Below are 14,488 nucleotides of genomic sequence, written 5' to 3'. Positions count from 1 at the left end.
TTATTTCTCTTGGGAGGTGAATGTTATTAGTAAAGATTACCTTATGAATGAAGATATAAGGGAAAAAGAGCTAAGAGTAATTGGCGATAATGGCGACCAATTGGGAATATTGAGTTCCTCTGAGGCCCTGAAAATTGCAGAAGAGAAGGAACTAGATTTAGTAATGATAGCTCCTACTGCTAAACCTCCTGTTTGTAGGATAATGAATTATGGAAAATTCATTTATGAGCAGGCTAAAAAAGACAAAGAGGCTAAGAAAAATCAAAAAGTTGTTAACATTAAAGAAGTTAGATTAAGCCCAAGTATAGAGGAACATGATATTGAAATTAAGGCTAACAATGCAAGGAAATTTTTACTTGCAGAAGATAAAGTTAAAGTAACTGTTAGATTTAGAGGGCGAGAAGCTGAATATTCACATTTAGGTAAAAAAATATTAGATTTATTTTTGACAAAACTTGAAGGTGTGTGTATAGTTGAAAAGCCAGCTAAATTAGAAGGAAAAAATATGACAATGATTTTAGCTCCTAAAAGGGCTTGATATTGAGAGGAGGAAAAGATTATGCCAAAAATGAAATCAAAAAAAGCTGCTGCAAAGAGATTTAAGCTTACAGGAACAGGAAAACTAAAGAGAGCTAAGGCTTTCAAGAGCCATATCCTAACTAAAAAGAGTGCAAAGACAAAAAGAAATTTAAGACAGACAGCATATGTGTCTGAAACACAGGAAAAAGTAATGAAGAAATTATTACCATACCTATAATAGGTAGGCTAGAAGGAGGTTTATTAAATGGCAAGAGTTAAAAGAGCTATGAACGCTCGTAAATATCATAAAAAAGTGTTAAAACTTGCAAAAGGTTACTATGGAGCAAAAAGCAAGTTATTCAAAACAGCTAATGAATCAGTTATAAGAGCATTAAGAAATGCTTACGTAGGAAGAAAGTTAAGAAAAAGAGACTTTAGAAAACTATGGATAGCTAGAATTAATGCAGCAACAAGAATGAATGGTCTTTCTTATTCAAGATTCATGAATGGAATGAAGCTTTCAGGAATAGATATAAACAGAAAGATGCTTTCTGAAATAGCTATAAATGATCCAAAGGCATTTGCAGAATTAGTAGAAGTAGTAAAAAAACAGCTTAACGCTTAATAAAAAATGCAGCTTTAAAAGCTGCATTTTTTAAATTTTACGGAATTATTTATATAAATATTATCTACATAAGTTTGACAATTTGTATGCCAATGCTATAATAATTGTTAATGCCATGGAATTATAGTAATCATGAGGTGCTTAAAATGAAAATTAGTATAGGGAAGTACTTTAAACTTACCACGGTGCAAATCTTAGTAGTAGGTTTTGCAACGGTTATATTGATAGGGGCAATTTTATTAAATTTACCTATAGCCTCCCAGGATAGGAGCAGGACTCCATTCGTAGATTGTCTTTTTATTTCTACTTCAGCTACGTGTGTAACGGGACTTGTAACAGTAGATACAGGAACTCATTGGAGCTATTTTGGCAAAACCGTAATAATGTTTTTGATTGAAATAGGTGGATTAGGATTTATGTCCTTTGCTACATTAATAGCTCTTTTGTTAGGAAAACGAATTACCTTAAAAGAAAGATTAGTTATGCAAGAGGCTCTTAATTCGTTTTCACTTCAGGGATTAGTGAAAATGGTTAAGTATGTATTGATTTTTACATTTTCAATACAGCTAGCTGGAGCATTATTATTATCAACTCAATTTATACCTGAGTTTGGACTTGTAAAAGGAATATATTATAGTGTTTTTCATTCTATTTCAGCCTTTTGTAATGCAGGATTTGATCTTATGGGAGAGTTCAGAAGTCTTACTCCTTACGCAGATAACACTGTTATAATTATAACAATAGGCATTCTTATAATAATAGGTGGACTAGGATTCTATGTATGGCAAGAAATTTATAATTTTAAAGGATTAAGAAAGCTATCACTTCATTCAAAAGTAGCTCTTTCAGTTACTGCTTTTTTACTAGTTACTGGAACTGTACTTATGTTTATATTTGAAAGCAATAATCCGGGAACTATGAAGAATATGTCCTTTAAGGGAAAAATTTTATCTTCATTTTTTGCAGCTGTAACGCCAAGAACTGCTGGATTTAATTCTATTTCTACCAGTGATATGACTAATGCAGGAGTATTTTTAACTATTATTTTAATGTTTATAGGTGGAGCGCCAGGATCTACTGCTGGAGGTATTAAAATAACTACTGCAGGAGTTTTGGCTATGACTGTGATTAGTATTGTAAAAGGCAGAGAAGATACTGAAATATACAAGAAGAGATTAGCAAAGGATACTGTTTATAAGTCTTTATCAATTACTATCATTGCATTGGCATTGGTAATAACAGTTATTATGTTACTTTCTTTAACTGAACCAAGTGCATCGCTTGAGTATATATTATATGAAGCAACATCAGCCTTTGGTACAGTAGGTATGTCATTAGGACTTACAACTGAATTATCCTTTGCAGGAAAGATAGTTGTTGGATTTACAATGTATTGTGGAAGGTTAGGCCCACTTACTGTATTTCTTGCTCTAGCTAATAGAGTAAATTCAAATAAAATAAAATATCCTGAAGATAAGATACTAGTAGGATAAGGAGTGTTATTATGGCAAAGAAACAGTTTGTTGTTATAGGTTTAGGTAGATTTGGAACTTCAGTGGCTAAGACACTATATTCGCTAGGTAATGATGTTTTAGCAATAGATGTAGATGAGGAAACAGTACAAAATATATCGGATAGTGTTACTCATTCTGTGCAGGCAGATGCTACAGATGAAAATACTTTAAGATCTCTTGGAATAAGAAATTTTGATGTAGCTGTAGTAACCATAGGCTCGGATTTACAATCTAGTGTTATGGTGACCTTATTGCTAAAAGAATTAGGTGTAGATCTTATAATAGCAAAGGCAAATAGTGAGATTCATGCAAAGGTACTTTACAAAATAGGTGCAGATAGAGTTGTTCTTCCTGAAAGGGATATGGGAGTCAGAGTAGCTCATAACTTAGTATCTTCAAATATATTAGACTATATAGAATTATCACCAGATTACAGCATAGCTGAAATAGCAAATCCAAAGGCATGGCAAGGAAAAACTCTTCAAGAGTTAAATTTAAGAGCTAATTTTGGAATAAATATAGTTGCTGTAAAAAAGGATAATGATATTAATGTATCTCCTATGGCAGATGATAAGTTAGAAGCTGGAGACGTAATAGTTGCAATCGGCTGTGCAGATGAGCTGAATAAATTAGAAAACCAAATTGGAAATAGCAAATAAGAAAAAGGTGGAGTATTTTTGGAAAAGATAACTAGTAAAGATAATTCATCTATTAAGGAAGTAAGGAAGCTTAAAGAAAAAAAGCATAGAACTATCAATAAAAAATTTTTGGTAGAAGGTTTTAGATTTGTAGAAGAAGCACTAAAATCAAATTTTTATATTGAAGAATTATTTATAGCAGAAGAAGCTTTAGAAAAGTTTTATAAATATGATTTTCAATATAATATAAAGGAGTATACAAAGATATATTCTGTAGAAGATAAACTTTTTAAAACTATAAGTAATACTGAAAATCCTCAAGGTATACTGGCTATAGCAAGATATAAGAATACTGAAATAAAAGCCACAGATGGATTTTATATATTAGCAGACAAGGTTCAGGATCCAGGGAATATGGGAACTATAATAAGAAGTGCTCATGCAGCTGGAGCACTAGGAGTAATTTTAACCAAAGGAACTGTTGATGTATATAACGATAAGACTTTAAGGTCTACTATGGGTTCAATATTTCACATTCCAATAATAGAGGATACTGATCTCTCTATAACTAAAACTTTACAGAATAATGGCTTCAAAATCTTAGTAAGTTCTTTAGAAGAAAGCCATGATTTTTATGACATAAATTTAAATAAAAACATTATAATTTGTGTTGGTAATGAAGGCAGCGGTATAAGTGATGAAATACTAAAGTTAAGTGATGAAAAGTTTAAAATACCTATGCCTGGTAAAGCTGAATCATTAAATGTAGCAGTAGCAGCATCAATTATGATGTTTGAAAGAGTGAGACAAAACTTAAAAAAGGTTGACAATTCAATTTAAAATAAGTAAAATTTAGAATTAAGATGTTATAATAAAATACTGAAACTATGAAGAAGAGAGTAAATATAAGTCCACTTCAGGGAGAAGGGGTCATAGACTGAAAGCCCTTTTATTGATATTTATATTGAAGTTCACTTCTGAGTTCTAACTGTGAACTTATAGTAGCAGTTAGCGGCTAAGCCGTTATAATTTTAAGCTGGACATTAAGTCAATTAGGGTGGTACCGCGGATATAAAGTTCGTCCCTTCATGGGGAGGGGCTTTTTTTATATGTCTTAAAACTTATATAGAGAAAGGAGTATTAATAAAATGCAAGAAAAATTAAATTTAATAAGAGATAATGCTATAGAAGAACTGAAAAAAGTTCATGAAGCTCAAGAATTGGAAAGCATAAGAGTAAAATATCTTGGAAAAAAAGGGGAGCTTACTCAAATACTTAGAGGAATGGGTGCCTTAAGTGCTGAGGAAAGACCTATTGTAGGTAAAGTTGCAAATGAAGTAAGAAGTAGTATAGAAGAGCTTATAGAAGATACATATAAAGTTATAAAAGAAAAGGAAAAGACAAATCGTCTACAAAATGAAACTATTGATATATCAATGCCAGGAAAGAAACAGTTTTTAGGTAAAAGACATCCTCTTGATTTAACGCTGGAAAGCATGAAAGAAATATTTATTTCTATGGGATTTACTATAGAGGAGGGGCCAGAAGTAGAACTTGACTACTATAACTTCGAAGCTTTAAATATTCCTAAAAATCACCCAGCAAGAGGAGAACAAGACACATTTTATATAAATGACAGCTTGGTTCTAAGAACTCAAACATCACCTATACAAATAAGAACAATGGAAAAACAAGAACCTCCTATAAAGATGATTGCACCAGGAAAGGTTTATCGTTCTGATGCTGTAGACGCTACTCATTCACCTATATTTTATCAAATGGAAGGTCTTGTAATAGATAAAGGAATAACCTTTGCAGATTTAAAAGGAACACTAGACCTTTTTGCAAAAAAAATGTTTGGTGATAAGGTTGTAACTAAATTTAGACCTCACCATTTCCCATTTACTGAACCTTCTGCTGAAATGGATGCTACTTGCTTTGTATGTAATGGAGATGGTTGTAAGGTTTGTAAGGGAAGCGGATGGATAGAGATATTAGGTTGTGGAATGGTTCATCCACAAGTTTTAAGAAACTGTGGAATTGACCCTGAAGTGTATTCAGGATTTGCATTTGGATTTGGTGTAGATAGAATGGTAATGATGAAGTATGCAATAGATGATATAAGACTTTTATATGAAAGTGATATGAGATTTTTAAATCAATTTTAATAGAGATATTTTAGCAAATTTTAAAATCACTTAAGGAGGAATAAAAATGAAAGTACCAGTTAAATGGCTTAAAGATTATGTTAATATAGATATTTCACCAGATGAGCTTGGAGATGCATTAACGCTTTCAGGTTCCAAAGTAGAAGAAGTTATAACTTCGGGAGATGAAATACAAAATGTAGTAACAGGAAAAATACTTGAGATAAAACCTCATCCTGATGCAGAAAAGCTTGTGGTGTGTCAGTTAAATGTAGGATTAGAAGAACCTGTGCAAATAGTTACTGGAGCAAACAACATGAAGGAACAGGATATAGTTCCTGTTGCATTACATGGTTCACTGCTTCCTAATGGATTAAAGATAAAAAAAGGAAAGCTTAGAGGAATAGTTTCCAATGGAATGATGTGCTCAGAAGAAGAATTAGGTATAGCTTCAGAAGAACACGTACATGGGCTTATGATATTACCAGAGAATACTCCTATCGGAAAAGACATCAAAGAAGTTTTAGGATTAAATAATGCAGTAATTGATTTTGAAATAACTTCAAATAGACCAGATTGTTTAAGTGTTGTTGGAATTGCAAGGGAAACAGCTGCTACTATGAATACAACATACACTATGCCTGAAACAACATATAGTGTAAAATGTAATGACAATATAAAAGATTCATTAAAGGTAGAAGTAAAAGATAAATTATGTAGAAGATATATGGCTCGAGGAGTTAAAAATATTAAGATAGCAGAGTCTCCTTCTTGGATGCAGGAAAGACTTATAGATGCAGGGGTAAGACCTATAAATAATATAGTAGATATAACAAATTTTGTAATGCTTGAACTTGGTCAGCCAATGCATGCTTTTGACTGTAGGCAAATAACTTCAGGTAGAATAGTAGTTGAAAGAGCTGAAGATGGAGAAAAGTTTGTGACTCTTGACGAAACTGAAAGAACATTAAATCAAGATGTACTTTGTATAAAAGACGGAGAAAGAAACATAGGACTTGCAGGAATAATGGGCGGACTTAATTCAGAAGTTAAAGAAGATACTACTGCAATAATATTTGAATGTGCTAATTTTGATGGTACAAATATAAGGGTATCTTCTCAAAAACTAGGCCTTAGAACTGAAGCATCAGCAAAATTTGAAAAGGACTTAGATCCTAATTTAGTAGAAATTGCCATGAACAGAGCTTGTCATTTAGTGGAAAAATTAAATGCAGGGGAAGTTATGCAAGGAACCATAGATATATATGAAGAAAAGTTAGAATCACATACATTGGAGATAAGTTCAAAATGGATAAATGATTTTCTAGGAACAAATTTATCAAAAGAAGAAATGAAGATTTATCTTGATAGATTAGATTTATTTACTGAAGTAAACGAAGATACACTCCACATAAATGTTCCAACTTTTAGATCTGATGTAAATATAAAAGAAGATGTAGCAGAAGAAATAGCAAGAATTTATGGATATAATAATATTCCTACAACGCTTATAAGAAGTGTAAGTGAAAGAGGAGGAAAGAGCAAGAAGCAGCATTTAGAAGATGAGGTAATAGCAGCCTTAATGGGAAGCGGATTAAATCAATCTATAAGTTACTCATTTGTAAGTCCTAAGGTATTTGATAAGATAAAAATATCTGAAGACAATGAACTTAGAAATGCCATAAAGATAAGAAACCCATTAGGTGAAGATTATAGCATAATGAGAACTACTACAATTCCTTCTATGATGGAAGCGTTAGCTAGAAATTATTCAAGAAACAATGAAGAAGCAAGGCTTTTTGAAATAGGTAAGGTATATATGTCTAAAGAAAATGAAAATGAAGTTCCAGAAGAAAGAAATGTTCTAACTATAGGATTATATGGAGATGTTGATTATTTAAACTTAAAAGGTGTAGTAGAAAATATAGCAGAGCATTTAGGAGTAGAAAAACTTAGTTTTGCACGTGAAAGTGAAAACCCAACATTCCATCCTGGAAAGACAGCTTGTGTTAATATAAGAAAAGAGCTTTTAGGAACTTTAGGGGAAGTTCACCCTGATGTAGCTGAAAACTATGGTATAGAAGCAAGATGCTACATAGCAGAACTAAATATGGATGTATTATTTGCAAATGCAAATTTAAATAAGGTATATAAAGTACTTCCTAAATTCCCAGCAGTAACAAGAGATATGGCTCTTTTGGTAGACGATGCTATATTAGTGCAAGAAATAGAGGATATCATCTTAAAGCAAGGTGGAAAGATGGTAGAAAAGGTTAAATTATTTGATGTTTATAAAGGTAAACAAATACCTGATGGTAAAAAGAGTATAGCTTACTCTATTCTTTATAGATTAGAAAATAAAACTTTAACTGATGAAGAGGTAAATAAGGTTCATGATAAAATTGTAAGAACTCTTGAAAATAGGCTAGGAGCACAACTTAGATAAATCCTACAAATTGATATTTTAACCATAGTTAATTTGTGTTAAAATAGATATAATAATATATGATTTATCTGAGAGGTGTTTACATGAACATAGTAACTGTTAGGATAAATGGAGTAGAGTACAACTTAAAGGGTGATGAAAGAGAAGAATATTTACATAAAGTTGCTGGTTATGTGGATAGAAAGGTTAGGGAGCTTATAGAAAGTAATCCTAAATTGAGTACATCTTCTGCATCTATACTTACTGCTATAAATACAGTAGATGAGTATTTAAAAAAGCAGGAAGAAGTTCATGAAGCTTTCGAAATAGTTAAGAAAAAAGAAGAAGAAGAAAAAAACCATAAACAAGAAATTGATATACTCAAACAAAAGATTTCACAGCTAGAGGCTTATGTAGAAGAACTCACAGTTGTCTTAGAAGAACCTAAGTATAAAGAACAGTTAGAAGTTAAGGAAAAGGAATTAGAAGTAACAGTAAAAGAAATTGAAAATATTACAAAAGAAAGAGAAATACTTCAAGAAACCTGTAAAAAATTCATGGAGGAAAATAATATACTTAAAGCTGAATGTAAAGAATATAAGTTTCAAATGCAGTCTCATAAGTATAAAACAATTGACCTTCAGAACAGATTAATTGAAGCTCAAGTTGAACTTGCTAAGGCAAAGAGACAAAGTTACCCGTTTGTAAGTAAAGAAGTAACAATAAAAAAATAAGTACCTTTAAGGTACTTATTTTTTTATATCTAAATTTATCACATATTAGCTATTCAAAAATAATATATTTTATTAGAGTATATTATTTATGAAAGTTGAGGATGAGTATGAGCATTTATATAGATAATGCAGCGACCTCTTTTCCAAAACCAGAAGAGGTTTATAATGAAACATTAAACTGCATGAGAAACTATGCAGCAAATCCAGGACGAAGTACACATACTATGGCATTAGAGTCTTCAACCAAGGTATCTGAAACAAGAGAAACACTAAGCGATTTTTTTAATATAACGAGTTCCTTTAATATGATATTTACAAGTAATGCAACTGAAGGATTAAATATAGGAATAAAAGGAGTGTTAAAACCTGGAGATCATGTCATAAGTACTGTAATAGAGCATAATTCAGTTTTAAGACCACTAAATAGCTTAAGTAAAAAGGGTGTTAAAGTAACATTGCTCGCAGTAGACAATTATGGAAAGTTAAATATAAACAATTTGAAAAAAGAAATACAAAAAAATACAAAGCTTATAGTTGTAAATCATGCTTCAAATGTATTAGGAACTCTGCAATATATAAATACTATTGGAAAGATTGCAAGAGATGCAGGCATATTATTTATGGTAGATGCCTCTCAAAGTGCTGGAACTATTAATATTGATGTAGAAAAATATAATATAGACTTGCTGGCTTTTCCAGGTCATAAGGGGCTGATGGGCCCTCAAGGCACCGGTGGATTATTTATAAGAGATGGTATATCTATGACTAATTTTAAGGAAGGCGGAACAGGAAGTAACTCTATATCTATGACTCAGCCAGATTTTTTACCGGACAAATTTGAAAGTGGAACTCTTAATGTTCCTGGAATTGCAGGGTTATGTGAAGGGGTTAAGTTTATCCAGAAAATCGGAAGAAGAAATATTCAAAAACATGAAGAGGGGCTTATACAATATCTTTTAGAGGAATTTAAAAAGATGCCCTATGTAAAAATATACGGATCGGAATTCACAGAAAAAAGATCTGCAGTTATTTCTATAAATATAGATAACATGGACAGTTCAGAAGTTGGGTATTTATTAAATAAAAAGGGTATTGCAGTACGAACAGGATACCATTGCGCTGCACTTATACATCCTATAATAGGTACATCTAAAACTGGTACTGTGAGGCTCAGCCCAGGTTATTTTAATACCTATGAGGAAATGGAAGAAGTAGTGAAGGCGATACAAGAAGTATATAAAGGCAATGTGTAGAAATAGTACGATGTTTTTAATGTTAAATCTTCCGTATGGGTTCTGCATTTAAGAAAGCCATTCGCTCGTACAAATTCTTGTACCCTCCAGAGCTGCCGCTCTAAAAGATCTTTGTGTGCTAAGACCTAAAATGTTTTAGAAATTCAGTTAGCTGAATTTCTTCCTTCAGTAGTTCACATTAAAAACGTCGCAATTTCCTTTTATAGTACCTTTGTAAGATATCATCATATACTGCTATTAAGAAATAGTAATTAAAGATATATAGAGTATTCCTTAGTATCTATTTATTATTATTTACTTTAGTAGTAGGAGTGAGTTTTGTATGGAATCTGATGATAGAAAATTTATTGTGATTATTGCATCTAGCAATAGGGCTGCATTTTTATATAAGAAACTAATTGAACTTGGAGTTAAAGTAGAATTTATGTCTACTCCTTGTAGGCTTTCTAAGGGGTGCACTAAATCAATAAAATGTAGTGAAAATCAATTTGATATAATAAAGGAGCAGGCTAAACAGTACAATATTACTATAAGAGGAATATATGAGAGAGTTAAAGAAGATAAAAGGTATAAATATATTCAGGTAGAATAGAACTAGGAAAATGTAGCAATTTATTTTTTAAGATGTAGAAATTCGGCTTAAGCTGAATTTCTTTTTCATATTCATCATTTTATCTGCATAATAATACCTTAAGGAAATATAAAGTTTATAACCTTGAAAAGATAAATAAGTATATAAATTACGAGGGGGATATTTTTATGAAAGTTTTGTTCTGCATGAGAAGTGATTATTATAGAAACCTAGGGGAAGACTCTATGCAGGCTTTAAAGATAAAAAAATATTTAAAGAAGATAGGTATAGAGGTAGATATTAACTATGGTCAAATAGAAGATTATTCGAGTTATGATATAGTACATTTATTTAATCTTAAAATTATGGGAGAGACATATAAGCACTATAAAATTGCAAGATACTATAAGAAAAATATAGTTATTACACCGTTATACTGGGATCAAAATCAGTATTATAATTATATTAATGATTTAGAAGGAATTAAATTATGGGATAGAAGTAAAATATATAGGCAAAAGATATTAAAAGGATGCAAGATGGTTTTTCCAAGTAGTTTAATGGAAGAAGAATTTATAAAAGGGGAATTTGGAAAATCTATACCATGTAATATAATACATGGTGGAGTAGAGGTACCAGGGGACGAAATTCCTCTTTATAATTTTAAGGAAAGATACAATTTGGATAATTACGTATTATCTGCGGGAAGAATAAGTAAAAAAAATAATCAAATTGCTCTTGCAGAAGCATGTGATAAGTTAGAGATGAAGCTTGTTCTTACGGGAAGTGTAAGAGATAAGGAATATTTGAATAAAATTACGACATTTAAAAATGTACTGTATTTAGGAGACATGGATGAATACGATAGGTATAATGCTTATAAGTTTGCAAAATTATACGTAAATTCATCTTTTGTAGAAATCGTTCCAATATATTCTCTTGAAGCAGCTGTAACTGGTTGTAATATGCTTTGTACACATGAGGGGAGTTCTATAGAATATTTTAATGATATGATAGATTACTGTAGTCCTTATGATCTAGATAGTATAGTACAAGGATTACAAATTGGAATGAAAAAGAAAAAAGATAAGAAATTAAGAAACCACATAATAGAAAATTACAATTGGGAAAGGGTGGCTAAAGATTTATATGAAAGTTACTTAAGGATAAAATAAAAAGTAAAAAATTATTTATGTATTGTGATAAAATCTCCAGAAAAAGGTTTAAGAGAAACTTTGCATGTGCAAAGTTTCTCTATATCTGGTGTGTAACTAGTTTCTAATACCTGAAAGATACCTTATATTTTTAATAAGTTAAGATTATTATAATAAGCTTTAGCCTTCGCCATTATCTATTAGTTCACAAGGACATGGGCATCCAGGTTCTAGTATATAATGAGCAACAACTGCAGCTACAAATACTCTAGGGTCTTCTTCTGGATCACAAATGGTTGGAACTAAGAAAGCAAATGTTCTTGTTACATCTGTACATACTGCTTCAGGATCATCATCAGGTGCTAATACTGGTTCTGCGATAACTTGGGTAGCAATTACATTACGTTCTTCTTCTTCGCCTTCGCCTGTTATTTCACAAAGAATAGCTCCTACAGATAATGTTCTTCCTACACAGATATCTGTTACAGTTGCAGTAACAGTTATTAAAGTGGCTGAATTTACAGTTAAGGTTTGAACTATTGGTATATTAACACACAGATCACAATTTTCAACGGTTACTGGTGCACTACAAACTATTGCCATAAAAAATTCACTCCTAAATATTTTAAATTTTATAGTATTTAAACTATAAGTACAGCAATTTATAAATTAACTTGTTAAATGTTAATTGTATATGTCGACTAACGATTATAACATCTGTTCCTATAATTTGGTGGGCAGCAGCACTTATATAAAAGCAAAATAAATATTAAGATAACTATTGCCTTGTAATTAAATTTACAGGGCTTATGTGGTTTGCAAGGAGGCATCTTTATATGAAGTTCAACACTTTTACAACTTTCACAGGGGTTAACGATTATAGGTTCAGAGCATACAATGCAAGAAGAAGTATTTTTTAAGTTTATATTCAATACACACACCCCTAAGGATTAATTGAAACTATCTAATATAATAATATGAAACATTATCAGTTTTGACACTAAATGTATTAACAATATGTTCAATATTTTACTGTTAAAAGGTATCATAAAAGTGAATACATTAATATAATACATTAGAAGTAAATAATAAGTATAAGTAATAAATGGGAGTGATAATATGGCACTTAATTATAGTATAGCTTTAGCACCTGGTTCACCTGAATGTGAGTTTAATGCCGCTGAAAATAGATTTGAACAAACTTGGACTTATATAGTAACACAAACAGGGCCTACAATGCCTGAAATAAGCCACTGGGAATTAGAACTTTGTGAAAATCACAATGTATTAAGGGTTTCCAAAAATGGCACAGAAGTTCCAATAGAGCAAGCTGCAAATTTAGATATAGAAGTTTCAGCACCAGGACTAAATGATTGTCTTTTAAATTTAGCTGTAAGAAGAATAAAATGGGATGATTTAAGCAATGCAGAAGTAGCTCCAGATGCACTAGGAGAATTTAATTTTGTTCTAGAAGGATGTTATCAAACAGGTTTAGTAGATGCTGCAATAAAAGCTGGAACTGAACCTTGTGATATACGCCAAGTACCTGGACCAATATGTGTACTACAGCCACCAAACAGAGGAATTAAACTTTCACAGTTTGAAGAGTAATTAAAAAGTATAATTAATAAATTACAAATTAAGCTAAGTTCTAGGCTGGTGACAAATATATTTTGTCACCAGCCTTTATGGTTACTTAAAAAAGATTGTACGTAAATTATATATAATTTCATTGTTATATAATAAAAGTTTATAAATATTGTTATAAAGTTATCACAAGTTAGAACTAGATTCATATATTATAGTGAGAGTAACAATGAAAGTTACTCTTAAATTTAGAAAAGTGGAGATGTAAAGTTATGGCTTTTAATTATAATGAGGCCCCAGTAATAACCCAAATTAATGATGGTAGTGAAGTAGTTGCTACAGTTACAACAACATTTGATGTAACTTTTAAAGTAAATGTTTTAGTTGACGCACTTGTTACAAGAGATGGAGGAGCAAAAGAACATTATTTTGCTTCTAGACAGTATAACGCTGGCGCATGGACAGGTTCTGATGTTTTTAATATTGCTATAGATCCAACTGTAGGAGAAACAGATACTGTAGACGTAAAAGCATATGCATCCTATCTTTATGTAGAAACACCATAATATTAATATAAAACGGTTTTGGAGTACTATTGTACTCCAAGACCTCGAATAAAAACCTTAAATAAGGGAGGTGTTTAATTTGCCATCAATAGAAATACCTTCGTCTAAAAGCCTAACAGTATTAAGTAATTATGTGAAAAAAAATATAAGAAGTAACATTATAACTGTAGGTAAGAGTAAAAAATATGATTATATAAGTTATTTGCATTTCGAATTGCCGCTTATTCCAGCAAATATAGAAATTTATTCAGCTGAAATTGTATTATTTAAAACGGGTAATTCATTATATGAAGCTGATAATTATTACTGGGTATACCCTCTTTTGGAGGACTTTAGCACCTATACAAATTATTATAATAGACCTAATTATGAGTCTTCATTAGGAATAGTGTTTTCAACATCTAAAGATAAGATATACTCACAAATCAATATAACTCCCATTGTTTTACAATGGATAAATAATAATTTATCTAACAAAGGATTAACTATATTTGCAGATAGTGATAGTGAGCAAGTAATTACCTATGGCTCAGCTCTAAACAATGATAAATATCTTGTCCCATTTTTAAGAATACACTTTAGAAATAATTTAAATAATTATTGTATAAAAACAATTCCTATTTCTTGTAAGTATTATATATTGCCTCCTATTAATAAAGAAAATTCCTAATTAGCTATTAATATGATGATTAATAGCTAATTTATTTTATTGAAAAACTATATTAATTATTATATATAAGTTATTATTTACATGG

At 30.9% G+C, this 14,488-nt stretch carries 16 protein-coding genes and 1 other annotated feature; of the genes, 15 read left to right on the top strand and 1 reads right to left on the bottom strand.

Annotated elements, in window-relative coordinates; genetic code table 11:
* Positions 1-43: 43 nt before the first annotated feature.
* From infC to BSD9I1_RS14715, 12 genes are all read left to right on the top strand, one after another.
* A complete protein-coding gene (gene infC / locus BSD9I1_RS14770) occupies positions 44-538 on the top strand; it encodes a translation initiation factor IF-3 (protein ID WP_242966506.1) in 495 nt (164 codons plus the stop codon).
* A gap of 21 nt (positions 539-559) precedes the next feature.
* Complete coding sequence (rpmI, locus tag BSD9I1_RS14765; RefSeq protein ID WP_035308177.1) at positions 560-757, top strand: 50S ribosomal protein L35; 198 nt, start codon at positions 560-562, stop codon at positions 755-757.
* A 27-nt stretch (positions 758-784) separates the two neighbouring features.
* Positions 785-1,144: a 50S ribosomal protein L20 gene (rplT, locus tag BSD9I1_RS14760; protein WP_035308179.1), complete on the top strand. Its 360-nt coding sequence runs from the start codon at positions 785-787 to the stop codon at positions 1,142-1,144.
* 146 nt (positions 1,145-1,290) lie between these two features.
* A complete protein-coding gene (locus BSD9I1_RS14755; protein ID WP_186430973.1) occupies positions 1,291-2,637 on the top strand; it encodes a TrkH family potassium uptake protein in 1,347 nt (448 codons plus the stop codon).
* 11 nt (positions 2,638-2,648) lie between these two features.
* Positions 2,649-3,317, top strand: coding sequence for a TrkA family potassium uptake protein (locus tag BSD9I1_RS14750; RefSeq protein WP_035308183.1), 669 nt, complete (start codon positions 2,649-2,651; stop codon positions 3,315-3,317).
* Between the two features lie 18 nt (positions 3,318-3,335).
* Positions 3,336-4,136 carry an RNA methyltransferase gene (locus tag BSD9I1_RS14745; protein WP_186430972.1) on the top strand — a complete coding sequence of 267 codons (801 nt, stop codon included), beginning with the start codon at positions 3,336-3,338 and terminating at the stop codon, positions 4,134-4,136.
* A 38-nt stretch (positions 4,137-4,174) separates the two neighbouring features.
* Positions 4,175-4,385 (top strand) — a binding site (T-box leader).
* Between the two features lie 59 nt (positions 4,386-4,444).
* Positions 4,445-5,464 carry a phenylalanine--tRNA ligase subunit alpha gene (pheS, locus tag BSD9I1_RS14740; RefSeq protein WP_035308187.1) on the top strand — a complete coding sequence of 340 codons (1,020 nt, stop codon included), beginning with the start codon at positions 4,445-4,447 and terminating at the stop codon, positions 5,462-5,464.
* A gap of 46 nt (positions 5,465-5,510) precedes the next feature.
* Positions 5,511-7,889, top strand: coding sequence for a phenylalanine--tRNA ligase subunit beta (gene pheT / locus BSD9I1_RS14735; protein WP_186430971.1), 2,379 nt, complete (start codon positions 5,511-5,513; stop codon positions 7,887-7,889).
* 83 nt (positions 7,890-7,972) lie between these two features.
* The gene (locus BSD9I1_RS14730; RefSeq protein WP_035308191.1) at positions 7,973-8,602 is read left to right on the top strand and encodes a cell division protein ZapA; all 630 of its coding nucleotides are present in this window, start codon (positions 7,973-7,975) and stop codon (positions 8,600-8,602) included.
* A gap of 107 nt (positions 8,603-8,709) precedes the next feature.
* Entirely contained in the window at positions 8,710-9,855 is a 1,146-nt protein-coding gene (locus BSD9I1_RS14725) for an aminotransferase class V-fold PLP-dependent enzyme (protein ID WP_186430970.1), read from the top strand.
* A 322-nt stretch (positions 9,856-10,177) separates the two neighbouring features.
* Complete coding sequence (locus tag BSD9I1_RS14720) at positions 10,178-10,447, top strand: putative Se/S carrier-like protein (protein ID WP_186430969.1); 270 nt, start codon at positions 10,178-10,180, stop codon at positions 10,445-10,447.
* Between the two features lie 167 nt (positions 10,448-10,614).
* Complete coding sequence (locus tag BSD9I1_RS14715; RefSeq protein ID WP_186430968.1) at positions 10,615-11,601, top strand: glycosyltransferase; 987 nt, start codon at positions 10,615-10,617, stop codon at positions 11,599-11,601.
* 159 nt (positions 11,602-11,760) lie between these two features.
* Here the strand turns inward: BSD9I1_RS14715 and BSD9I1_RS14710 are convergent, their stop codons facing one another.
* Complete coding sequence (locus BSD9I1_RS14710) at positions 11,761-12,183, bottom strand: hypothetical protein (RefSeq protein WP_186430967.1); 423 nt, start codon at positions 12,181-12,183, stop codon at positions 11,761-11,763.
* 516 nt (positions 12,184-12,699) lie between these two features.
* On the opposite strand from BSD9I1_RS14710, the gene BSD9I1_RS14705 reads away from it, so the two are divergent.
* The 3 genes from BSD9I1_RS14705 (at position 12,700) to BSD9I1_RS14695 (ending at position 14,403) form a co-directional block, all read left to right on the top strand.
* A complete protein-coding gene (locus BSD9I1_RS14705) occupies positions 12,700-13,191 on the top strand; it encodes a hypothetical protein (RefSeq protein ID WP_186430966.1) in 492 nt (163 codons plus the stop codon).
* A gap of 248 nt (positions 13,192-13,439) precedes the next feature.
* The gene (locus BSD9I1_RS14700; protein ID WP_186430965.1) at positions 13,440-13,733 is read left to right on the top strand and encodes a hypothetical protein; all 294 of its coding nucleotides are present in this window, start codon (positions 13,440-13,442) and stop codon (positions 13,731-13,733) included.
* Between the two features lie 79 nt (positions 13,734-13,812).
* Entirely contained in the window at positions 13,813-14,403 is a 591-nt protein-coding gene (locus tag BSD9I1_RS14695) for a DNRLRE domain-containing protein (protein ID WP_186430964.1), read from the top strand.
* The last annotated feature ends 85 nt before the right edge of the window (positions 14,404-14,488 follow it).

The organism is Clostridium sp. BSD9I1, from assembly GCF_900185645.1.
Lineage (GTDB): Bacteria > Bacillota > Clostridia > Clostridiales > Clostridiaceae > Clostridium_AK.
Note: the sequence above shows the minus strand (reverse complement) of the source record. Positions and strands in the feature narration are given on the sequence as shown.

Bases quoted from the DNA above. Each gene is read 5' to 3' on its own strand.
- rpmI (WP_035308177.1), top strand. From the start codon at position 560: ATGCCAAAAATGAAATCAAAAAAAGCTGCTGCAAAGAGATTTAAGCTT.
- rplT (WP_035308179.1), top strand. From the start codon at position 785: ATGGCAAGAGTTAAAAGAGCTATGAACGCTCGTAAATATCATAAAAAA.
- BSD9I1_RS14750 (WP_035308183.1), top strand. From the start codon at position 2,649: ATGGCAAAGAAACAGTTTGTTGTTATAGGTTTAGGTAGATTTGGAACT.
- infC (WP_242966506.1), top strand. From the start codon at position 44: ATGAATGAAGATATAAGGGAAAAAGAGCTAAGAGTAATTGGCGATAAT.
- BSD9I1_RS14705 (WP_186430966.1), top strand. From the start codon at position 12,700: ATGGCACTTAATTATAGTATAGCTTTAGCACCTGGTTCACCTGAATGT.
- BSD9I1_RS14715 (WP_186430968.1), top strand. From the start codon at position 10,615: ATGAAAGTTTTGTTCTGCATGAGAAGTGATTATTATAGAAACCTAGGG.
- BSD9I1_RS14755 (WP_186430973.1), top strand. From the start codon at position 1,291: ATGAAAATTAGTATAGGGAAGTACTTTAAACTTACCACGGTGCAAATC.
- BSD9I1_RS14720 (WP_186430969.1), top strand. From the start codon at position 10,178: ATGGAATCTGATGATAGAAAATTTATTGTGATTATTGCATCTAGCAAT.
- BSD9I1_RS14730 (WP_035308191.1), top strand. From the start codon at position 7,973: ATGAACATAGTAACTGTTAGGATAAATGGAGTAGAGTACAACTTAAAG.
- BSD9I1_RS14725 (WP_186430970.1), top strand. From the start codon at position 8,710: ATGAGCATTTATATAGATAATGCAGCGACCTCTTTTCCAAAACCAGAA.
- BSD9I1_RS14700 (WP_186430965.1), top strand. From the start codon at position 13,440: ATGGCTTTTAATTATAATGAGGCCCCAGTAATAACCCAAATTAATGAT.
- pheS (WP_035308187.1), top strand. From the start codon at position 4,445: ATGCAAGAAAAATTAAATTTAATAAGAGATAATGCTATAGAAGAACTG.
- pheT (WP_186430971.1), top strand. From the start codon at position 5,511: ATGAAAGTACCAGTTAAATGGCTTAAAGATTATGTTAATATAGATATT.
- BSD9I1_RS14710 (WP_186430967.1), bottom strand. From the start codon at position 12,183: ATGGCAATAGTTTGTAGTGCACCAGTAACCGTTGAAAATTGTGATCTG.